Genomic DNA, 20476 nt, shown 5'->3' on the forward strand with positions numbered 1-20476 from the left:
GGTCTAACCTACAAATAAAATTGGTCCGACTGTTCGTGGCCGGAGGTAACCGCGAATTTGCGCTATCGGGACAGGAGAGCAGTGCTGTAGGCAAACCGCGATGCGTGCATTCGTTCGATTGGTTCTACGATTATCCTGACGCCTGGGGTGACCAGTTGCACCAGTATTTCCTACTACGCGCAATCTTTGCAGGGTCATGTGCAGATCATCGCGGCCCGCCAAGACATCGGAAAACTGATCGACGATCCTTCAACCCCTGAGATATTGCGCGCCCGAATGGCATCGGCGGCCGCCATATAATAGTTTGCGGCAAAGACGGCCGCGATCGAACGGCTGAGGACGCGCTACCAACAGATTGCGCGACAGACGATGGGGTGGATACCGCGGATACGACGCCTGGTTCGATGCTCCGATCAACAACGCGAAGCTCGCCGCGACTTCCGTCTACAGCGATTCGGTTCAAAGGCTTGGCGCGTTGGACAAAGCTCGCAGCGCCGAAGCGCGATGCATAGAAGCGGGGATAGTCGCCCGAACACAAGTCGAACAAGCGGAGTGGTCGACCGTTTCGTCCTCCCCGGGGACGAGCCGGTTGCTCTGGCCTGGGGCGACCTGATGGGTCTTGCGGAGCACCGTCTCCAGCATGGCGATCAGGTCTTCGGGAAGTATGGCCTCATTCTGCACAGACGGTTTTGCGTGGCTGTTACGGATGCCGGCGGGCACGGTGGCGATATGGCGGTCCTTTCGATCGAGCGGCTCGCCACGCTGCGTATAATTCCACGCCAGGGAGGAGAGACGGCGCTCGATCGTCGCCACAGAGTTTGGTTTCTTGTCTCCTGTAACCTTTCTGGATCCACAGGCCGTGATGTAGAGGCCGACGGTCTGCGGATCAGGCGGCAACACCTCGAGGTGCTGCCGGCGCGCCCAGGCGCAAAAAATCCGCTCTCGACCGAGCGGCGTCAGACCGGTATTCTTATGGATGTTCATCCGGTCACCCTGGAGTCACTGAAGCTTCGACAATCTCAGCTTTCCCGGTTCGGACCGGATGGACAACCTACTGAAAGCTCACAACTAGCTACCAATGCGATCAGCTTTCGGGCTATCGGGCGCATCCAGGGAGGATGGGTATGTTCTTGGCTAACGGGCTCAAGCTGCGGGACCGCGGGTGCACGCTGGCACTGATGTTGGCGATCATATGTGTATGTGCGCCTGCACTGGCGGCAAACGCGTCGGATCAGGCGTGCCGGTCCATCGCCAAGCTCAAAATTCCAAGCGTGATCTTTACCGAGGCTAGCCTTCAAAAGCCGCAGGAGATCCCCGCAGATCCCTTCACTGCATTCACCGGCGCCTCGCCTCAGGCGGTAAAAGTGGGCGGGCACTGCCTTGTCCGAGGTGTTATCGGGAAACGCCAGGGGGTCGATGGTCAATCATATGGCACCCGGTTTGAGGTGCGTCTTCCGACGACCTGGAACGACATGTTCCTTTTCCAGGGCGGCGGCGCAGTTGATGGCTTCCTGGCGCCGGCCGTCGGGACCATTCCTTGCCGGAACTCGACCGCGGCTCCCGGGCTCTTGCGCGGCTACGCTGTTGTAAGCATGGATGGCGGGCACCCAAGCCCCGATCCGGCTTTCGGGGTCGATCAAGCCGCACGCATTGATTTTGCGTACGCCTCCATTGGCAAAGTCACTTCGGTCTCGAAGCAGGTGATTGCCAAGTTCTATGGGGCGGCTCCGAAAAAGTCGGTGTTCATGGGATGCTCGAATGGCGGTCGTGAGGCGTTGATAGCGGCTCAGCGATATCCGCTCGAGTTCGACGGCATTGTTGCAGGTAGCCCGGGTTTTCGTCTCAGTGCCGCCAACATTGCCGAAGCCTGGGATACTCGCCAGTACATGAGCATCGCTCCCAAGGATGAGGCCGGCCATCCCATTCTATCCCGCGCCTTCTCCCAGCAGGATCTGAACATCGTCGCCAAGGCGGTTCTCGCTGCCTGTGATGCCCGCGATGGCATTGAGGATGGCGTCATCAACGCCTGGCAGCAGTGCCGGTTCGACCCAAAGGTCCTGTCCTGCCAAGGCGATAAGACGGACAGCTGCCTCACGGCTGGTCAAGTGCAGGCCATGAGCCGCGCGTTCGCGGGTCCGGAAAGCTCCGATGGCGAAAAGCTTTACAGCGATTGGCCATATGATACGGGCGTTGCGGGCGCGGACTGGAGAATGTGGAAGCTGGGCAATTCCCCCACTTCCCAGTCGGATGCAAATAACATCGTTCTGGGAGCCCGCTCGCTTCAATACTACTTCATGACGCCCCCGGCGCCGAATTTTGACCCCCTGAAGTTCGACTTCGACAACGATCCGGCACGCGTTGCGGATACGGCCAAGCTCAATGATGCGACCGGCACGTATCTCGCCAGCTTCGCTGCCCACGGTGGAAAGCTGCTCTTGTTTCAGGGACTTTCCGATCCGGTCTTCTCAGCCAACGATCTGGTGCGCTGGTACAAGCAAGTCGTCGAGGTCACAAGCGGCGGCGATTTGGAAGCGGCTCGCCGTTTCGTGCGCATGTTCATAATCCCGGGGATGACCCACTGCGGCGATGGCCAAGCCTTCGACGACTTTGATCCTTTGGCCGCCATCGAGGGCTGGATAAACCAAGACAAGGCTCCGGATTCTCTCGCGGCTGGCAGCAAGGCATTCCCCGGCAAGCACCAGCCGATCTGCGCTTATCCCACTCAAGCTGCCTATGGCGGTAAGGGAAATCCCGATGAGATCGCGAGCTATTCGTGTCGGGGATAAGAGACCTCGTCATTTGTTCGCTTCAATCTGCGCGCATTCCCGGAACAGGTCTCCCGGACCAAGGATCGGTTGGAAAAGCTAAACCCGGAATTTGTGGGCCGTGCCATAACGCAGTTGATGATCATGCCTGACTACGAAGCGTCGGCCGCCGATAGTCTGGACACAGCGCTCGCTGTGCTCGATGAGGTAATTGTTATCGCCTGAGATCTGACCGCCTCATCCCAGCGGACAAAACGGGGGCATCAGAGCCCGGACGCCTTGGTGAGATTTACGCGGAAACGATCGCGCCGGCGCTGATAATTTCGCGTCATCTCCGCGGAGGCATGGCCGAGCTGTTTTTGCACATAGCGTTCGTCGACCTCGGCCGACGAGGCGAGGCCGGCGCGCAGTGAGTGGCCGGCGAATTTTCTTGGCCCGTTCGCCCTCCGACAGATCGCCGCGCACGCCGGCGGCGAGCGCCGTGCGCTTGACCAGGCGTGCGACCTCCTGGTCGTTCAAGCGATCGGCACCGACGGCTCTGCCTTGACCAGCAACGCGCCGAAACAGCGGTCCGTGCGCAATGCGCGCCAGTCTTAGCCAGGTCTGCAGAGCGACCACAGGGCAGGTGGCGTCGGAGGAGCCGCGGCCGATTTCGACCTCGCGCCAGCCGGTTTTGCCGCGCAATGTGACAAGCAGACCCTTATCGGCAAAAATCTCGACCCAGCCGCGCCCGTCCTCGGTCTGATCCCTGCCGACGTCGAGGCCGACGATTTCGGATCGGCGAAGGCCGCCGGCGAAACCCAAAAGCAGCATGGCGCGGTCGCGCAGACCACGCAGCGTGCCGCGGTCGAGGGTCTCGAACATGCGATCAGATCCTCGGGCAGGATCGCTTCCTTCTGCCGGGGAGGGTGTTTGGACCGGAGACATCGCGAACAGATGTGCGAGGACATCGCGAACAGTTTTGCGCTTTTGCGCGAGGGGGTTCGGGATGCCATTCGAGGACAGAAGCGTGATGAAGCAGAAGCTGGAGTTTGTGAGGCTGGCGTCGGCGAAAGGAGCGAATGTAAGCGTGCTGTGCCAGCGCTTCGGTATCGGCCGGACCTGTGGCCACAAGCTGCTTTCGCGCTATCGGATCGAGGGGGAGGCTGGGCTGGTCGAACAGTCGCGGCGGCCACGATCGAGCCCGGCGCGCAGCGCGCCGGAGGTGGAAGCGGCGGCCCTTGCGGTGCGTATGGCGCATCCGGCTTGGGGTGGACGCAAGATCGCGCGTGTGCTTGCCCGCGAGGGTATCGGCACGCCGGCGGCCTCGACGGTAACCGGCATCCTGCGTCGCAACGGCATTGAGTTGGGAACGTCGGGCGGTGGAGCGCAGTCCTTCATCCGCTTCGAGCATGCCGCCCCCAACGATCTGTGGCAGATGGACTTCAAGGGTCACGTCGCCTTGCGTTGCGGCCGCCTGCATCCGCTCACCGTGCTTGATGACCATTCGCGCTTCTCGGTCGCGCTGTCGGCCTGCGCCGACCAGACCACCGCAACCGTAAAAGCCCGGCTGGTCGCCGCCTTCCGCCGCTATGGCTTGCCGTGGCGCATCGCCACCGATAATGGCCCGCCCTGGGGCGATGGCGGCCGCAACGACTTCACGCTGCTCACCGTCTGGCTGATCGAAACCGGCATCGCCGTCAGCCACTCCAGGCCTTGCCATCCCCAGACCCTCGGCAAGGACGAGCGCTTCCATCGCTCGCTCAAGGCCGAGGCGCTGCAGGGACCGCCCTTCGCCGATCTCGCCAAGGCCCAGGACGCATTCGACCAGTGGCGCCATGTCTACAACGCCCAGCGTCCCCACGATGCGCTGGACGGCGGCGTGCCGCTCGATCGCTACTGGGCATCGCTGCGCCCTTATCGCGAAACGGTCGAGCCGTTCGAATACGCCAAGGGCGATCTCATCCGCCGCGTACAGCAGCATGGCTTCGTCTCCATTCTTGGCCGCACCATGCGTTTGTGCAGGGCCTTCACAGGAAAATCCGTCGCCTTCAGGCCCACCGCCACAGACGGTGTCTTCGACGCCTGGTTCAGACATCAGAAAATAGAAACCATCGACCTCAATGTCCTGGCGCGATAGCATGCAAAACTGTTCGCGATGTCCTCGCACATCTGTTCGCGATGTCTCCGGTCCAAACAGGAGGGGAGGCGTGGGTGTTGCGAACGCCAGCCATCACCGTGGCGATATGCCGGTCCTTGCGGTCCAGCGGCTGGCCGCGCGGGCAAAATTCCAGGAGAGCCACGAAAGCCGGCGCTCGATGGTTGAAACGGTGTTGGGCTTTTTGTCGCCAGTGGCCGTACCTGACGCGCAGGCGGCGATATAGAGCCCGACGACCTCAGGATCGGGCGGGAACATCTCGATGCCTTGGCGCCGGCACCAGCTCGAAAAATGCTTCCAGTCGGCTGCGTAGGCGCGGCGCGTGTTGGCCGAACTCGCCGCCTCGATATAATCGCGCGCGCGGCCGGCGAGCGCCTCAAGCTGCGCAGGCAGGCTGGAATTGGCAATGGCTGGAAGGGGAGGGGACGAGGCTAGGTCGGCATCGCCCATCTGCATGACGATATCGATGATGTCGGGCAAAGCCGCGGCGCTTTGTGTGTGAAGCTTGTCCGAAATTCGTAGCATATTTCGGACATCTTGACCGTCACTTCGTCCGAAATCGGACCACAGATTTCGGACAAAGCCCCAGCATCAACCCGCCAATATCTCGATCTGCCGTCGCCGCTGCAAACGTCGCCTGTGAGAGGCGAGCCGCCTCTAAACTGGTCGTATATCCCGATTAATAATAAGAATGTAGTCAACTTCCATATTTTAGAGGGCACGCATGCTGCCACTCAACCGGCCTGATCACCACACAAAGTGAGGAAGAACCTGGTTAGGTGCAAAGCGACAATTGCCTCGACAGCGGGTCCCGGAAGGTTTATGCTGCCCAGTCTTACCGCAATCCGAAATGGCGATTGAGTACCTTCACGAGTGAAGGGATTCCCGCGGTCTTAGAGATGAGTTGTCGAATGGCGCGAAGTCGCACAGAATCGCGAAGTCGCACAGAATCGTGTGTTTGATACCGATCAGGATCGCGAGCTATTTCAGGCGCAGAGAGGTCTTGCGCCCGATGCACGAGTTGCTCCCGGTCCAACGGAAGTGAATGGGGTGGAACTGCTTTGTCGACCAAATTGTTGACGGAACGTCCGGCGCCCATTGTTGCTACATGTCTGGATTCTTGGGGCGTTTTGGATGATGCAATCCACCATCTCACTCCAAAGGGCAGTGGAATCTGGAACAATGTCGCTTTTGTACGCAGGACATCCTTCGCGCCCGATTGGCATATTGTCTTTAACTCTGCTTCTATTTTTGGGCTCCCTGTTGATATCGAGGCGAGTCCAAACAGGACAATTTTTGCAATCGGCGAACCGCCGACGAAAGCTCATCGCGCATTTCATGAAGGGCAGGGGAAAAATACCATCGTCCTGACGTCTGACGCAGAGCTGGCTGCTCGGCAGAATGCAGAGCGCCGATTCGTTTTGTCTCCACCTATCACTCGGTCTTGGTCTGTAACAAAGACATATGACCAACTTCTGGTCAGCGAAGTCGTGGACAAGCCGCTTCGGCTCTCATGGATTACCAGTAACATCGCCCTGCTTAAAGGGCATCGATATCGGCTGGCGTTTCTGGAACGGCTGAGAGAGGAGCTCGATTTTGACCTGTTCGGCCGAGGTTTTCGGCTGATTGGAGATAAATGGGACGCACTCGCACCGTACCGTTACAGTATAGCTTTCGAGAATACTCGTGCTGATTACTATTTTACAGAGAAGCTTATGGACTGCTTCGTTGCTGAAACAATGCCGATCTATTACGGCAGCCCGGCAATCACGAGGTTCTTCCCTTCCGACTCAATGGTTCTGATTGACCCAGAGGACAAGAACGTAATCCAAAAAATTCAAGAAATCATCGACTCGGACCTCTGGAAGGAGCGTCGCGGCGCAATACAAGAGGCGAAGCGGTTGGTTCTTGAGAAATACAATACGTTTGCTTATCTCGCGGGCTTCATCGAAAGCGTTCACGATAAACCCTTACCGCCGGAAGTTATACACATCGGTTCGCCTGCGGTCGATTTTGGGAGAGACGAATGAAGTACTCCAACGCTCGCTTCGCGTGCCCGGCGGTTGGTGGTCTGGCGAGATCGGTACGGAGCGCTCGGCGGAGAATGCCTACCTGCGCAGACGGGCGGGCACGGGCGCACGAGGTCATGCGCCCCGGCTGCCGCTGATCAGACGAACTGGGGAAGGCCAGGAACGGAATTGAGGACCTCGTCCACGAGTTCGTCGCCGGCATGTTCCTTGGCGAAGGCGATCGTCTCGTTGGCGATGGCGGCGATCTTTAGAATGCTGAGACCCTCACTCATCAATTGCTGGCCGAGCCCCATGAGGCCGCCTCCGCCCTCTGGGTCGTTGCCATTATACTTCGCCACTAATTCCGAAGCTCCGGGAATGGCCGCGATCATGCGCGCAACGGGACCGTCGGCCGCGTGGCGTTGCAGGAAACCCAGCATTAACCCAACGGCCTTCTCTGCGAGAGCCGGGCCGATGCCGGCACCAGTGGCGATGCGCGATAAGAATTCTTCCATGGCAGGGTTCGTCTCTCTTTAATGAGGTTTACACGGGGCCGGTCCGGCGCCCAAAGCGCCCTTGGCCGAAGCACAATTGAACTCCACAAAAATAGGCCGGCGGAAGTGCTATTGCAACTGCGCGTAAAACCGCCTCTGTCAACGCAAGCTGCGTCGGACGTGCGTGTTTCGCAAAAACGGGACAGTCGTTCCGCTAAATCGCGGACAGCAGTTTCACTAATTCGCGGACAGCAGGATGGAGTCGGCGCTCGGTTGCCTGGTTGAAGTCATTTGCGATTGATTTCGCCGTTTTCGGCGCCGGTCAAGGGCGGCGGTGTTTTTTGCTTTCTCATGCTGTCGCCTTCGAGGGTGATGCGATGGGCGTTGTGGATGATCCGGCCGAGAATGGCGTCGGCTATTGTCGGCTCCGCGAATGCTTCATGATGCACCTTTCCTTGATCGCCTGGTCCGTTGCAGTCGGCGTTGAAGTTGATCGATCTGGTCGCTGGAAAGGTTTCCGCTTGGCCGCGGGCGTCACCATTTCTTTCCCACAAGATCCTTCAACGCGGCATTGTCGAGCATGGCGTCGGCCAGAAGCCGCTTCAGCCGCGTGTTCTCGTCCTCCAGAGCCTTCAGTCGCCGAGCCTCGGAGACATCCATCCCGCCGAAGCGGGCCTTCCAGTTGTAAATCGAGGCGTCGCTGACCCCGTGCTTGCGGCACAGATCGGCAACCGATACCCCGGCCTCATGTTCCTTCAAAATTCCGATGATCTGCTCTTCAGAGAAGCGGCTACGTTTCATGTCCTGGTCCTCTCGATGGGCCAGAACGAACTTCAAACCGGATTAGATAAGAGGGGCAAGGTCAAGGTCGATGACTCAACTGTTGTGTGGGGAGAGCTCTTACTTCTCATTCGCTCCAAATGCGGACGCGGCGCACGAGCTCGGAAGTTGAGATCCCGTAGCGATCGTGAAGCGTCGGCAGCGCGCCAGCGTCGAGGAACTCGTCGGGCAGGGCGATCTGGCGAAAGACTGGGGTCACTCTCTCGCGCATCAGCAGCGCGGCAACGCCTTCGCCAAGGCCACCAATGATGGTGTGGTTCTCCGCCGCCACCACCAGCCGTCCCGAACGGCGCGCGGCAGCGAGTATCGCCTCCGTATCCAGAGGTTTGATCGTCGGAACGTGCAGAACGGCGCAGCCGATCCTGTCGGCTTCAAGCGCCTTCGCGGCCTCCAGCGCGCGCATGGTCATCAGGCCGCTGGAAATGAACAATACGTCCGCGCCCTCGCGCAGCATTCGCGCCTTGCCGATTTCAAATGTATAGTCGTCTTCGTCGAGCACGACAGGAACCTTACCGCGCGAAAGCCGCATGTAGACCGGCCCGTTGTAGTCCGCGATCGCCTCCGTGGCCTGTTCGATGTCGAGCGCGTCGCAAGGGTCGATGATCGTCAGGTTCGGCATCCCGCGGAAGATCGCGATGTCCTCCGTCGCCTGGTGGCTGGGGCCGTAGCCGGTCGTCAGCCCCGGTAAGGCGCAGACGATCTTCACATTGAGTTTCTCCTCGGCGATCGCCATGCAGATGAAATCGTAGGCACGTCGCGATGCGAAGACGGCGTAGGTGGTGGCGAAGGGCGTAAAACCCTCCCGCGCCAAGCCGGCGGCGGCGCTCATCAGCACCTGCTCCGCCATGCCCATCTGATAGAAGCGGTCCGGATGCTCCTGTGCGAAGACATGGAGATCGGTGTATTTCGCGAGGTCCGCCGTCAGGCCAACTATCCCGGGCCGCTGGTGCGCCAGTCTGGCCAGTGTGTGCCCGAACGGCGCATTGCGTGTCGGTACGCCATCGGGCGCGATCGACGCGATCATCGCCGATGTGGTCTTGCGCTCACCGGCATTGGCGGCGTGGCGCGGCGCGAACTTTGACAACCTCAACGCGGACGTCCCTTTTCCAAAGCTTCGAGCGCTAACGTCCATTCGTGCGGTTCGACGCGGATGAAATGCGTGATGTCGCGGGTTTCCAGGAATGGCACACCCTTGGCCATGCGCGTATCGCAAACGATCACACGCGGACGAGGTTCCTTCAGGCCGCGCGCCATGTCGAAGGCCTTGCGGACCGCCTCGATGTCGTTGCCGTCGACGCGCTGCGCATGCCAGCCGAACGCCTCGAACTTGTCGGTCACCGGTTCGGAGGAGAGCATGGCCGTCGACGGACCATCGGCCTGCTGATTGTTGAAGTCGACAATGGCAATGAGATTGTCGAGCTTGTGGTGGGCGGCCGACATCGCGGCTTCCCAGGTCGAGCCCTCACCGAGCTCGCCGTCCGACAAAAGATTGTAGACGAAACTGTCGCTTCGCTTGCGCGTCAGCCCCATGCACATGCCAACGGCAATGCCAAGGCCGTGACCGAGCGAGCCGCCGGTGATCTCCATGCCGGGCGTGTATGGCGCCATGCCGGACATCGGCATACGGCTTTCATCGCTGCCATAGGTTTCGAGCTCTTCCTCCGGCAGCACGCCCGCTTCGATCAGAGCCGCGTAGAGCGCGATCGCATAGTGTCCGATCGACAGCAGGAAGCGGTCGCGTCCCTCCCACAACGTGTCCTCCGGCCGGTAACGAAGCGCATGGAAATAGGCGACGGCAAGCACGTCGGCGACACCCAGCGCCTGTCCGACATAACCTTGGCCCTGGACTTGACCCATCCGCACGGCGTGTCGGCGGATACGATAGGCTCGTTCGGCCAGGCTGACATTGCTGCCAGCGCGAGGCATCTCAAGCTCCGTTGTCCACTCAGCCATGGATTAGCATCCCACCGTTGACATCGATCACGGCGCCGGTGATGTAGCTGGCCAGATCGGAAGCCAGGAAGAGATAGGCGCCGGCTACGTCGCGCGCCTCGCCCAGCCGGCTGAGCGGGATTCCCTTGATGATGTCGGCGCGCATGGCGTTGGTCAGTTTGCCGCCGGTGATGTCGGTCTGGATCAGGCCCGGTGTGATGCAGTTGACGCGGATGCCTTCGGGACCGAATTCGCGCGCCATGGCCTTGGCAAGCCCCAGAACACCCGCCTTGGCAGCCGAATAGTGCGGGCCACCGAAGATGCCGCCGCCGCGCTGGGCCGAAACTGACGACATGCAGATGATCGAGCCGCCGCCATTTTCGCGCATGTTCGGGATGAATGCCTGGCTGAGATGGAGCACGCCGCGTAGGTTGACATCGAGGATGCGGTCCCAGTCAGCCGCGCTGATCTCCAGCGTCTTGACCGGCTGCGTGACGCCCGCATTGTTGCAGAGCACATCGATCCTGCCCAAGGTTTCTGTCACTTGCGCCGCCGCCCTCTTGCAGGCGTCGAGGTCCGCGACGTTGCACGCAAGGCCGATATGGTCGGGTCCAAGCGACGCAGCGGCGTCACGCGCTTGCCCGTCATCGAGGTCGAGTATTGCAACGCGAGCCCCGTGCTGTACCATCAGCGCTGCCGTGGAGCGGCCAATTCCCCGGGGGCCCGCGGCCCCCGAAATCACCACGGCCTTGCCCTTCAGCAACAAGTCGAACTCTCCTGCTATTTCTGTTTGCCGGTGATCTAAAGTCGGTAGAACCGGGCGGCGTTGTCATGGAACAGCGCGAGCCGCTCCTCGTGCGGGTGGGCGATCGTAATTTCCTTGAAGGCGTTCAAAATGGCGTCGAAGCTCGAGAACAGCTTGTCGACGGGGAAGTTCGTCGCGAACATCGAGCGGCCGACGCCGAAGGCTGCGATCGCCTCCTCGACATAAGGACGGATCGAGAACGTGGTCCAAGTCCAGTCGCCCATGCCGAGGCCCGAGATCCAGGCGACGTTCGGCGCTTGCGCTAACTGGTGCATGCCTTTTTTCCAGGCGCCAAAATGCTCGGCGCCCTCGACCTGCATGCCGGTGTGATTGAGAATGATCTGCACGTCGGGAAAGTCGCGCGCCAGTTCGAGGAACTCGCTCATCTGCGGATAGTAGAGCTGCGGGTCGAAGCTCAGCCCGCGCTTCGCCAGCTCCCGGAAGCCGCGCCGCCATTCGGGCGTACGACTGACCTCCGGCCGCGCCAGATAGGTCTTGGCGGGGTCGGGATGATAATTCATCGGCTGCCGCATGCCGCGGAAGTTCGGATATTCCATGTGGCGGTCGAGGAGGTCGCCGACGTCGGGTTGGGACAGGTCGGCATAGCCGACGATGCCATGCGGAAAGCCTCGCTTGTTGGCGATCTCCTGCAGCCAGCGCGTTTCCCCAACCGGATCGCCGGGATCGAGAAGCAGCACTTCGGCTCCGGTGGAAAGGGCACGAGCGATCTGGACGATCTGGCCTTCGTGGAGGGACAATTTGCGTGCCGGCATTATCGATGATCGCTTCGCCGATCGCTGGGTCGATCAGCTGGAGCGCTCCGAGCGCAGTTTCGCGCGTGCGGCGACGGCTGATCTGCCACCAGCCCGACCTCGCATGCACAATGCCGATGTTTTCCGCGACCGGACAGCTCGGGCAACAGCGCCAGCTCCTGATGCACCACCGCGATGATCGGGCTGTTGTGGTCGGCCTTCGACGAGGCGAAGCCAATCTCGCCGGCTTCGCGTGAGGTCAGCCCTGTGACGATGCGGATGAGAGTGCTTTTGCCGGCGCCGTTGCCGCCCAGGAGCGCGTGGATTTCGTCGGCCCGGACCTGAAAACTCACACCCCGCAGGACACGGGTTGCGTCATAACTCTTCTCGATATTGGCAGCTTCGATCAGGGGCTTCCTGGTCAATACCTGTCCAACTCCCGGCACGTTGCCGGCCTACCCAAGCTTTGGGTTGAACTCGGCTCCATCCTGTATCTCCTTCCGGGACCACTGTGCGACCGATTGACATTCGGCTCAATTTTCGTTTCTTAACATTCTGTGTAGCTGAGCTTAACTGACGAGGACGAGGTCAGACATCAAGTTCAATTCGATGACGCATTTCGAGGCAGTCGCGCGGCTCGGCGGCGTGGCAAAGGCCGCTCAGGAATTGCAGGTGACACCTTCGGCGGTTAGCCAGCAGCTGCGGCTGCTCGAACACCAACTCGGGGTGCGGCTTTTTCAGCGCGAAAAGCGCCATCTCTCGCTCACGATCGACGGTGAGCGGCTCTTCCAGACCACGACCCAGGCTTTCGAATCCATACGCGAGGTGCGTAATGCCATTGTGCGGCAGCGCGAAAGCTTCCAGCTTAGCCTGCGCGTCAGTCCTTCCTTCGGCGAGAAATGGCTGGCGCCGCGGTTGGCCGAGTTCAGCAAGGGCTATCCGAGCTGGAATTTGCGCGTCGACGCCACGCCCAATTTCTCGGATTTCGAAACGGAGGTCATCGATCTCGATCTTCGTTATGGCGACGGCGGCTGGGCCGGCCTTTATTCGGATTGCGTCGTCAACGATCTGATCCTGCCGATGTGCTCGCCTTCCTATCTTGCCGAACTGCGCGCGATCTCACCGGATCCGCGCGAGCAGCTTCGCCATGCGCGGTTGATCGACAGTGTGAAGGCCTATTTCCGGTGGGATTATTGGCTGCCGTGCAACGGTATCCAGGGCGCCCGCATGACGTATCCCTATCGTTTCGACCGTTCGTCAATGTCGGTTCAACTGGCGAAGGACGGTGCAGGTGTGGTCCTGGAAAGCACATCCATCGCATTCGAGGACCTGGTGTCGGGTTCTCTGGTTCCGGTCTCGATAGAGTTCGAGGTCATCGAGTTTCCGGGATACTGGCTGGTCTGTCCTTCGCGGCATATGAACCGGCGCGCGGTTCGCCTGTTTTCGGACTGGGTGTCACGCGTGGGTAAGCGCGACACCGATCTGGCTCGCCGGTTTCTGGCGGATAAGCAACTGCGCATATCTTTCGAACGACGGCCTCATTTCGGGGCACGGGATGACAAAGCGGCGCCAATGGCGTGAACAGTTCGGCGTTCAAGACATGGCAAGACGAAGATTGACAGCACGTTGCGGTTGAGGAGCTGGCAAAACGCAGGCTGTGTGCAAGCGAATGGGTTGGCCCCGCTTTTCATTTTCCGCGTAGCCTGTGCCTGCGGCTGCCCGCGCCACAAGGCGTTGGTGCACAAATGTGGCATTAGGCACAATCAGCTCTTTGATGCCGCCTGCTATGTCGGCCTTGCCGGGCTGCGAACGGACTCCGGGCGTGCGCACGCCGTCATGCGGTTGAGAACGGCGCAGCCGATGGCGACCTCGGTCTGCTGAGCCGAAAAGGAGCGGGCTCGCAGGCGACGTCCGATCAGCCCCTTGTAGCGCCCGACGGCGGTCTCGATCAGCGCGCGCTTGCCATAGCCGGTGGACGCCTGCCAATTCAGCCTTCCATCATTGGCGATCGCCGTGATGTGACCGTCCCTTTGACCGGGTGGTCCGGTGTCATCACTCTCCACGGCCGTTGAACGTGGCGGGATGACTATCCTTGCGGTGACGCTGTGTTGCAGCACCGCGCAGTAGGTGGGACCGCCATCATATGCTCCGTCGGCCGTGAATTGGTCGATCTCTGCATCGATCCGGTCGAGCAGCGGCTTCACCTGCGAGGGATCGTCGCCGTCCTGGTCGGTCAGACAATGGGCGATGATCTCGCCGCTGTCGGCATTGAGAACCAAATGCAGCTTGCGCCAGGTCCGGCGTGATCTGGCACCGTGCTTGTCTTCCAGCCATTGGCCGGCGCCGTAGACTTTCAAATCCGGTGCTATCGATCAGCACATGCAGCGGACCGTCCTCGGGATGCCGCTGCCGCTTGGCCGATGGTTCCCATATCTGCGCCCGGCGGCTTAGCGTCGTGTGATCGGGAACCGGTAGATCAAGCCCCATCAGATCGAGCAGCGAGGTCGCCAATCCCTCGCTCTGGCGCAGACGAAGCCCGAAGACGCATCCCAGTGTCAAGACCGCCTCGATGGCGAGATCGGAATAGCGGGGCTGGCCGCCGCGGGTCGTTCTTCGCGGCGCATGCCACCTGGCCAAGGCTTCTTCTGTCAACCACAGCGTCAGACTGCCGCGCCGCCGAAGGCCCGCCTCGTATTCCGGCCAGTTTGTCACCTTGAATTTCATCTTCGCGACTCGGTGACGGCGGCTGGCATTGACGACAGGGGCGGCGCACCATGGTCACGGCCGATACCCCCGCCATGTGGCTCGTGCTGGAAGCCCTCGGCCCAATGTCGGCTAAACAGATGACGGCCACCGGAGAGCATCTGATGGGACTTATCCCAGCGTTGTGCCCGGGGTGCGCGAATCGAAACCGCGCGGATCGACGAGTCCACTACATCTCGTGTCCCTTAGGGCATGGCCCCACCTTCCGGAAAAACACCCCACCAGCCCTGTCCGGATCTGGCGCTCCTTGCTCGCTCCGCTGGCCTACACAGTTGATTGCGAACGACCCAGAACGGCTCTCGAAAACGAGCGTCGAACGAAATCAGATCACCGTTTGTTCTCCCTTAGGGTTGTTTGGCGTACTTTTATTGCGATGCCCTCTTGTGGGCCGTGCCATAACGCAGTTGATGATCATGCCTGACTACGAAGCGTCGGCCGCCGATAGTCTGGATACAGCGCTCGCTGTGCTCGATGAGGTATTGTTATCGCCTGAGATCTGACCGCCTCATCGCAGCGGACAAAACGGGGCAGGGAGGGGGGCTTTTCAGAGCCCGGACGCCTTGGTGAGATTGACGCGGAAACGATCGCGCCGGCGCTGATACTTTCGCGTCATCTCGGCCGAGGCGTGACCGAGCTGCTTTTGCACATAGCGCTCGTCGACCTCGGCCGAGGACGCGAGGCCGGCGCGCAGCGAATGGCCAGCAAACTTTTGACCGCGTTCGCCCTCCGACAGATCGCCACGCACGCCGGCTGCGAGCGCCGTGCGCTTGACCAGCCGCGCAACTTCCTGGTCGTTAAGCCGATCGGCGCCGACTCTTTTGCCTTGCCCTATTACCCTTCGGAACAAAGGGCCATGGCCGATCCGCGCCAGCTTCAGCCAGGTTTGCAGCGCGACCACCGGGCAGGTGACGTCGGAGGAGCCGCGGCCGACCTCGACCTCGCGCCAACCGGTTTTGCCGCAGGGTCACCAGCACGCCCTTGTCAGGAAAAAACTCAATCCAGCCAGAAGAATCCTCGGTCTGGTCGCGACCAATGTCGAGCCCGACGATTTCCGAGCGCCGCAGCCCACCGGCAAAACCCAAAAGCAGCATGGCGCGGTCGCGCAGACCACGCAGCGTGCCGCGGTCGAGGGTCTCGAGCATGGCGATCAGATCCTCGGGCAGGATCGCTTCCTTCTGCCGGGGAGGGGAGGCGTGGGTGTTGCGAACGCCAGCCATCACCGTGGCGATATGCCGGTCCTTGCGGTCCAGCGGCTGGCCGCGCTGGGCAAAATTCCAGGAGAGCGACGAAAGCCGGCGCTCGATGGTTGAAACGGTGTTAGGCTTTTTGTCGCCAGTGGCCGTACCTGACGCGCAGGCGGCGATATAGAGCCCGACGACCTGAGGATCGGGCGGGAACATCTCGATGCCTTGGCGCCGGCACCAGCTCGAAAAATGCTTCCAGTCGGCTGCGTAGGCGCGGCGCGTGTTGGCCGAACTCGCCGCCTCGATATAGTCGCGCGCGCGGCCGGCGAGCGCCTCAAGATGCGCAGGCAGGCTGGGATTGGCGATGGCTGGAAGGGGAGGGGGCGAGCCGTGGTCGGCATCGTCCATCTCCATGACGACGTCGATGATGTCGGGCATGTCGTCATCGCCGGAAGCAGCCGATGATCTTGGAGCGTCGTCAGTCATGCTCATGCCGCTTCGATATCCGTTTGGGAGAAGTCCTTGCCGACGAAAAGCAGCGGTTCGTCCGCACGCTTTGCCAAAGCATAGGAGAGGCAATCGGCAAAATTCAGCGCCGCCGGGTGGTGGCCCTTGCCGTAGGTCAGCCAACCCTGGGTCGCCAGGTCAACCAATTCGGAGTCGACAGGAATGATGTCGGCCTCGATTTTGCGCAGCCAAAGATCGATCTCGGCCAACGCGTGTTCGCCGCGCCTGCTGACCAGCACCATGCGTGCCTCGAGCACGCAGGTTGCCGGGATCAGACGGATTGGGTCGGAGACCAGCGCTCGTTCCAGCCGTGCTGCCTCAGGCTCGCTCCGAAGGATCGCTACAACGGCTGAGGTATCGATCACCATCAGTTAGGGATTCCATGCTCGTCATACCCGATGATCTCCTCGTCGCTGCGACTATCCAGTTCAGGCAATCGTGCCACTCTTTCTCGGATGGCGCGCAATTCTGCTAGCAGACGCTCCTGAGCGGTCTCTCCAAAGCCCAAGCGATGCAAGCGCTCGCTCAGGGCCTGATGAATGGCTGCTGTCTTACTGATACCCTGGCGGCGTGCGAGTTCATCGGCGAGAGCAACGGTGGCTGGATTTTTGATATTCAGGGACACGAAAGACTCCAAAAGTCTACCTTTCAGGCGTATTCTACCATGGTCCCCCAGCCTCGTAAACAATGAATGATAATGCAACATTATCGGTCGTTTTACAGTTTCGACAGGCGCAGCGCTTTTTGTCCATTTTTGTTGCTAAAAGCGCCGCCGTGATTCATCTTGTTTTCGATGATTCTGCGGCCCAAACCCTCTCCGCACCACTACGCCACGCTTGCCGGTGCCCCTTCGACCGTGCCGATGGCAACAGTGCCGGCCTGGCTGCGCCGAGCCGTCGCGGATGCGCAAGGCCTTGCGGGAAAAGAATTCGAGGACATTGCCATCACTGTCGGCGCTGCCATTGGCGCGCTCGATGCGGTGGTCCGCCGGCAGGAGCGGTGGGCCGGCGCCTGGCGGTAGCGGCTGGCGCTTTCAGCGGCCGCGGCAACAGCAAAACAGGCCGGCCGCGTCGAGGATGAAAGCGCGCTGCGCGACGCCGTGCTGCTCACACGACCGGGCGATTTTTTGTCCGTCGGTCCCGCCGGATCGATGCTGCTGGCTTGGCGCCGGCTGGCCGGCACGCCTGCCGAGAAACTGCTGACCGAGGCGAGCATCGGCGCGGTGCTGGATGACCTCGGTCTCCGCCGCGACGACAACGCAGTCAGCGACCTGGCGGACGAGCTTCGACAGCTTTCCGCAGGTATCGGAATGGTCGGCATGCTGACCGGCGCGTTCACGGCCGCCGAAAAATATGGCTTCGCACGAGCCTTCGGATGCTGGCTCGCCGACGCCCTGCTGGCGCAGCGGCTGGGCTGGGCACACGCGGTGCCGCTGCTGGGCGCTGAAGCGGCCCTGGGCGCAAGCGCGCGCCCGCGCCGATCGGCAGCCGGCTCTGTGGCGACAGGAATTGAGACAAATCCTGAACGTGCCAAAAGTCTGCTGGCCGCCCAGGCGCGCGCTGCGCTGCGCGCCATCGATCTTTTCGCCGAGCTCGAGCGCCGAGCGGGCCGGCTGCTTGCCGTCGCCCCAAAACTCAGGGCCAAGGCGGCGGACCGTGGTGGAGCAACTCTTGTCTGACGATGCGACCGTGGCATCACAACAGATCGCCGGCATGAGCGACCGCGGCCTTCGTCGCCTGTTCGACCGGCTGGTCGAACTCGGCGCCGTGCGCGAGCTGTCCGGCCGCCCGGCCTTCCGCATCTACGGGATCTGACGATCATGGCGGAGGCAGTGCGCAGGCGAGGAGGGAGCCGGTCAGATGAGCGTCGATCAGGCGAACGGCGATCAGCTGACCAGCTGTTTGACCGGGAGCTGGATCACCTGCCGCCGGAGGCGCGCTGGCGCGAATGGATGCATCGCGTCGAGGCAACGATTTTTGCGGCGAGCGAGCCGGTCAACCGCGAAACGCTCGCCCGCATCGTCGGCAAAAGCTGCAGCATTGATCTCCTCATCGACGACATCCGCGAAGAACTGCGCGGTCGACCCTATGACCTCGTCGCCGTCGCCGGTGGATGGAAGCACCTGACCCGGCCTGCCTATGCAGACGCCATCCGCAGTGCAGTCGGCGGTAGCGAGCGCGCGGCAGACCTCACGCAGTCAGAGGTGCTGGTGCTGATGTGCATCGGCTACTTCCAGCCGATCACCCGAGCCGAGTTGTCGTCTTTCTTCGGCAAGGAGATCAGTCGCGATTTTATTGGTCATCTGCGCGGTGCCGGCCTGATCGCTTCCGGTCCGCGTAGCCCGACGCCGGGAGCGCCCTACACTTATGTCACGACCAAAGAATTCCTGCTGGAGTTCGGGCTCGACACGTTGCGCGATTTGCCGGATTTCGAGGCGCTCGAGGATGCCGGGCTGCTGTCGAAGGAGAAGCTGCTGGCGGGGGAGATCATGCCGGACTTTGCGGGCGTCCGAGAGGGTGTCGGAGGCGAACTCGACGAATAGCCGCGGCTTATTGTTTGTGAGGCTTGTCCGAAATTCGTAGCATATTTCTGATGTCTCAACCGTGATCTCGTCCGAAATAGGACTAGATTGTTCGGACAAAGTCCCCAGCGTTAACCCGCCAATCGCCGCCCGAAGCTCGAGTTGTCGCGGAGCCTCAACAGGTTTCCTAGGTTAGGTCGACGCGACTGATAGGTGGTTTGGAGCGTCGGCGCATGTCCCAATCACAGAGGCGTGGGGCACGTTGGACAGGTTGACCTGGCTTCGCTCAAGGTGCTCACTCCAACGACGGGGAGGGGACACGGCATTTGACCGGCCTGCGATCACTGATGCGCATGATCGCGTTTACAGGGACAGCAGGCTCAGCCGCGTTGGCCGGAACGGAAGAGCTCTCGCTCGCTATGCCGGGACAAGCTTCTTGACCTCGATCTCAGCCGAATTCGGCATGTCATCGGCTTCGTACTTGCGGACCCTGGCGATGATGTCCTTGGCGCGCGTGATCTTGTCGTTGCGCCATTGGGCCACTTCGTTCGCCGACAGGTTGTCGAACACTTTGAAGAAGTAGTCCTTCTGGGTGTAGCAGCCATAAAAGCCCAGGCCGACGATCCATTTTTCGAGGCCGTACGAATCGTAGACATAGCCGGCTTCTGCGTTCCAGAATTTGACGAGGCGGACGGTTGGCTTGATCAAATAGGAATTGTTGCCGTTGACAGTCTCGAGCGTGCTGTTGAAATCGTTCGGGTTCGTGCTTTGCCACTCATCGGGACCCTTGGGGATCTGATACGTCGTGCCCCACGAGAACAAGGCGGGCACTAGGTCGAACTTGATATGGTTGAGCTCCAGCACCACCGTGGGGCTCGATTGGTAGAGTTCGGAGTTGGCGTATTTCTGCTCGGCGAACCTACGCAGTCGGGTGAGGTAGGTCTGTGGGTTCAGTCCGCCTTTTTCAAAAACGATCATGTAGTCAACGTCCGAGTGCGCATCCATCTTGCGGGGAAGGATCGTGCCACGGGTGTGCGAGCCGAACCGGAAATGCGACGTTAGGCCATCACCGGCGACCGTGAAATAACTGGCCAGCCGGGAGCTCAAGGTCGTGACCGAGGTCGCGATCGAGGCCTTCTCGTCGGCCGAGAGCACCGCGTCGCTTGCACGGGATACGAGGTAGCTATTGACAGTCATTGGTGGGAACCTTTGTCGACCGCGTGCTTGGCTTCGCCGGCGTTAATGCCGTCGCGGGCCTTCTTAAAATCGCGGTCTGAAAAAGCAGGGCTTGCCTGGTTCAGTTCATCGCGCCGCGTGGTGAAGCCTTTCAGGGCGGTCAGCACGGTTTCGGCATCGGGCGTGTTGTCGAGTTCGACCTCGCGGAAAACGCGGGAATTGTTGCGTAGCGCCAGGTACTGGTCGCCCGAACTCTTATGGTCAGCCGACTTCTCACCGGGTTTCAGGAACGTCATCAGCGACGTGAGGACGGCAACGCAAAGCGCCATGGAACCCGCGACGACAGGATAGTCCTTGAAAAAAGCAGCGCCCGCTGCGGTGCTGAGGATCACCGAGGGAATGCCGAAGACATAGTTCCACACCGCCCAGCGCGCTGAAGCGTTGAAGTGCGCTTTGCCGGAATGAATACAATCTTCTTCCATGCGGAGAAGTTCGTCTGTCACGCGTTCCCGCGTCACGTCGGACATGATGTCTCCTTTGCAGAGAGAACTAGCACGCCTCGCATGGTCAAGCTGCGGAATTTCAATCTAT

18 protein-coding genes and 7 pseudogenes are annotated in these 20476 nt (G+C 60.9%); 8 read left to right on the plus strand and 17 right to left on the minus strand.

Annotated elements, in window-relative coordinates:
* The first annotated feature begins 147 nt into the window (after positions 1–147).
* Positions 148–300, plus strand: coding sequence for an aminopeptidase (locus NKH23_RS12990; RefSeq protein WP_352453905.1), 153 nt, complete (start codon positions 148–150; stop codon positions 298–300).
* Between the two features lie 55 nt (positions 301–355).
* Positions 356–613 carry an aminopeptidase gene (locus tag NKH23_RS12995; RefSeq protein ID WP_353034769.1) on the plus strand — a complete coding sequence of 86 codons (258 nt, stop codon included), beginning with the start codon at positions 356–358 and terminating at the stop codon, positions 611–613.
* A gap of 2 nt (positions 614–615) precedes the next feature.
* Here NKH23_RS12995 and NKH23_RS13000 read toward each other — a convergent pair.
* Positions 616–933, minus strand: a pseudogene (locus NKH23_RS13000) (integrase); the annotation flags it as partial.
* A gap of 191 nt (positions 934–1124) precedes the next feature.
* Between NKH23_RS13000 and NKH23_RS13005 the strand changes: the two are divergent.
* Positions 1125–2786: a tannase/feruloyl esterase family alpha/beta hydrolase gene (locus NKH23_RS13005; RefSeq protein ID WP_353034771.1), complete on the plus strand. Its 1662-nt coding sequence runs from the start codon at positions 1125–1127 to the stop codon at positions 2784–2786.
* Between the two features lie 242 nt (positions 2787–3028).
* Here NKH23_RS13005 and NKH23_RS13010 read toward each other — a convergent pair.
* A pseudogene (locus NKH23_RS13010) lies at positions 3029–3676 on the minus strand (site-specific integrase); the annotation flags it as partial.
* A gap of 77 nt (positions 3677–3753) precedes the next feature.
* On the opposite strand from NKH23_RS13010, the gene NKH23_RS13015 reads away from it, so the two are divergent.
* The gene (locus NKH23_RS13015; protein WP_352750260.1) at positions 3754–4884 is read left to right on the plus strand and encodes an IS481 family transposase; all 1131 of its coding nucleotides are present in this window, start codon (positions 3754–3756) and stop codon (positions 4882–4884) included.
* A gap of 58 nt (positions 4885–4942) precedes the next feature.
* On the opposite strand, the pseudogene NKH23_RS13020 reads toward NKH23_RS13015, so the two are convergent.
* Positions 4943–5427 (minus strand): annotated as a pseudogene (locus NKH23_RS13020) (integrase); the annotation flags it as partial.
* A 536-nt stretch (positions 5428–5963) separates the two neighbouring features.
* On the opposite strand from NKH23_RS13020, the gene NKH23_RS13025 reads away from it, so the two are divergent.
* On the plus strand, positions 5964–6932 hold the full coding sequence (locus tag NKH23_RS13025) for a glycosyltransferase family 10 domain-containing protein (protein WP_352493678.1): 969 nt from the start codon (positions 5964–5966) through the stop codon (positions 6930–6932).
* Between the two features lie 137 nt (positions 6933–7069).
* On the opposite strand, the gene NKH23_RS13030 is transcribed toward NKH23_RS13025, so the two are convergent.
* From NKH23_RS13030 to NKH23_RS13065, 8 genes and pseudogenes are all read right to left on the minus strand, one after another.
* A complete protein-coding gene (locus NKH23_RS13030) occupies positions 7070–7426 on the minus strand; it encodes a hypothetical protein (RefSeq protein WP_352874789.1) in 357 nt (118 codons plus the stop codon).
* 266 nt (positions 7427–7692) lie between these two features.
* A complete protein-coding gene (locus tag NKH23_RS13035) occupies positions 7693–7854 on the minus strand; it encodes an ATP-binding protein (protein WP_502912349.1) in 162 nt (53 codons plus the stop codon).
* 65 nt (positions 7855–7919) lie between these two features.
* Positions 7920–8206, minus strand: a pseudogene (locus NKH23_RS13040) (transposase); the annotation flags it as partial.
* A gap of 106 nt (positions 8207–8312) precedes the next feature.
* Complete coding sequence (locus tag NKH23_RS13045; RefSeq protein ID WP_502895560.1) at positions 8313–9335, minus strand: transketolase family protein; 1023 nt, start codon at positions 9333–9335, stop codon at positions 8313–8315.
* Entirely contained in the window at positions 9332–10171 is an 840-nt protein-coding gene (locus NKH23_RS13050) for a transketolase (RefSeq protein ID WP_352453734.1), read from the minus strand. The genes NKH23_RS13045 and NKH23_RS13050 overlap by 4 nt, the downstream gene beginning before the upstream one ends.
* Positions 10172–10190: 19 nt before the next feature.
* Entirely contained in the window at positions 10191–10943 is a 753-nt protein-coding gene (locus tag NKH23_RS13055; protein WP_352453729.1) for an SDR family NAD(P)-dependent oxidoreductase, read from the minus strand.
* Positions 10944–10978: 35 nt separating this feature from the next.
* The gene (locus NKH23_RS13060; RefSeq protein ID WP_352974128.1) at positions 10979–11755 is read right to left on the minus strand and encodes an amidohydrolase family protein; all 777 of its coding nucleotides are present in this window, start codon (positions 11753–11755) and stop codon (positions 10979–10981) included.
* Positions 11755–12159, minus strand: a complete 405-nt coding sequence (locus NKH23_RS13065; protein ID WP_353034773.1) for an ATP-binding cassette domain-containing protein — start codon at positions 12157–12159, stop codon at positions 11755–11757. The genes NKH23_RS13060 and NKH23_RS13065 overlap by 1 nt, the downstream gene beginning before the upstream one ends.
* A 184-nt stretch (positions 12160–12343) precedes the next feature.
* Between NKH23_RS13065 and NKH23_RS13070 the strand changes: the two genes are divergently transcribed.
* Positions 12344–13315 (plus strand): LysR substrate-binding domain-containing protein, encoded by a 972-nt coding sequence (locus NKH23_RS13070; RefSeq protein ID WP_352457357.1) that lies wholly within the window; start codon positions 12344–12346, stop codon positions 13313–13315.
* Between the two features lie 203 nt (positions 13316–13518).
* On the opposite strand, the pseudogene NKH23_RS13075 reads toward NKH23_RS13070, so the two are convergent.
* The 4 genes and pseudogenes from NKH23_RS13075 to NKH23_RS13090 form a co-directional block, all read right to left on the minus strand.
* A pseudogene (locus NKH23_RS13075) lies at positions 13519–14458 on the minus strand (IS5 family transposase).
* 583 nt (positions 14459–15041) lie between these two features.
* A pseudogene (locus tag NKH23_RS13080) lies at positions 15042–16173 on the minus strand (site-specific integrase).
* The gene (locus NKH23_RS13085) at positions 16170–16556 is read right to left on the minus strand and encodes a type II toxin-antitoxin system VapC family toxin (RefSeq protein WP_352453724.1); all 387 of its coding nucleotides are present in this window, start codon (positions 16554–16556) and stop codon (positions 16170–16172) included. Before NKH23_RS13085 ends, NKH23_RS13080 begins: the two are co-directional and overlap by 4 nt.
* The gene (locus NKH23_RS13090; protein ID WP_031195575.1) at positions 16556–16813 is read right to left on the minus strand and encodes a type II toxin-antitoxin system VapB family antitoxin; all 258 of its coding nucleotides are present in this window, start codon (positions 16811–16813) and stop codon (positions 16556–16558) included. The genes NKH23_RS13085 and NKH23_RS13090 overlap by 1 nt, the downstream gene beginning before the upstream one ends.
* 168 nt (positions 16814–16981) lie before the next feature.
* On the opposite strand from NKH23_RS13090, the pseudogene NKH23_RS13095 reads away from it, so the two are divergent.
* Positions 16982–18002, plus strand: a pseudogene (locus NKH23_RS13095) (DUF1403 family protein).
* A 5-nt stretch (positions 18003–18007) separates the two neighbouring features.
* Complete coding sequence (gene scpB / locus NKH23_RS13100) at positions 18008–18730, plus strand: SMC-Scp complex subunit ScpB (protein WP_023679077.1); 723 nt, start codon at positions 18008–18010, stop codon at positions 18728–18730.
* A 396-nt stretch (positions 18731–19126) separates the two neighbouring features.
* Here the strand turns inward: scpB and NKH23_RS13105 are convergent, their stop codons facing one another.
* Both NKH23_RS13105 and NKH23_RS13110 read right to left on the minus strand, forming a co-directional pair.
* Complete coding sequence (locus NKH23_RS13105; protein WP_353034776.1) at positions 19127–19864, minus strand: SMODS domain-containing nucleotidyltransferase; 738 nt, start codon at positions 19862–19864, stop codon at positions 19127–19129.
* A 38-nt stretch (positions 19865–19902) separates the two neighbouring features.
* Positions 19903–20412 (minus strand): SLATT domain-containing protein, encoded by a 510-nt coding sequence (locus NKH23_RS13110; protein ID WP_023679075.1) that lies wholly within the window; start codon positions 20410–20412, stop codon positions 19903–19905.
* Between the last annotated feature and the right edge of the window lie 64 nt (positions 20413–20476).

The sequence above is a fragment of the Mesorhizobium sp. M1328 genome (assembly GCF_040318075.1).
In the GTDB taxonomy this organism is placed as follows: domain Bacteria; phylum Pseudomonadota; class Alphaproteobacteria; order Rhizobiales; family Rhizobiaceae; genus Mesorhizobium.

Coding starts and splice junctions, on each gene's coding strand:
- NKH23_RS13005 (WP_353034771.1), top strand. CDS start 1,125: ATGTTCTTGGCTAACGGGCTCAAGCTGCGGGACCGCGGGTGCACGCTG.
- NKH23_RS13015 (WP_352750260.1), top strand. CDS start 3,754: ATGCCATTCGAGGACAGAAGCGTGATGAAGCAGAAGCTGGAGTTTGTG.
- NKH23_RS13030 (WP_352874789.1), bottom strand. CDS start 7,426: ATGGAAGAATTCTTATCGCGCATCGCCACTGGTGCCGGCATCGGCCCG.
- NKH23_RS13050 (WP_352453734.1), bottom strand. CDS start 10,171: ATGCCTCGCGCTGGCAGCAATGTCAGCCTGGCCGAACGAGCCTATCGT.
- NKH23_RS13060 (WP_352974128.1), bottom strand. CDS start 11,755: ATGCCGGCACGCAAATTGTCCCTCCACGAAGGCCAGATCGTCCAGATC.
- NKH23_RS13070 (WP_352457357.1), top strand. CDS start 12,344: ATGACGCATTTCGAGGCAGTCGCGCGGCTCGGCGGCGTGGCAAAGGCC.
- NKH23_RS13085 (WP_352453724.1), bottom strand. CDS start 16,556: ATGGTGATCGATACCTCAGCCGTTGTAGCGATCCTTCGGAGCGAGCCT.
- scpB (WP_023679077.1), top strand. CDS start 18,008: ATGGCGGAGGCAGTGCGCAGGCGAGGAGGGAGCCGGTCAGATGAGCGT.
- NKH23_RS13110 (WP_023679075.1), bottom strand. CDS start 20,412: ATGTCCGACGTGACGCGGGAACGCGTGACAGACGAACTTCTCCGCATG.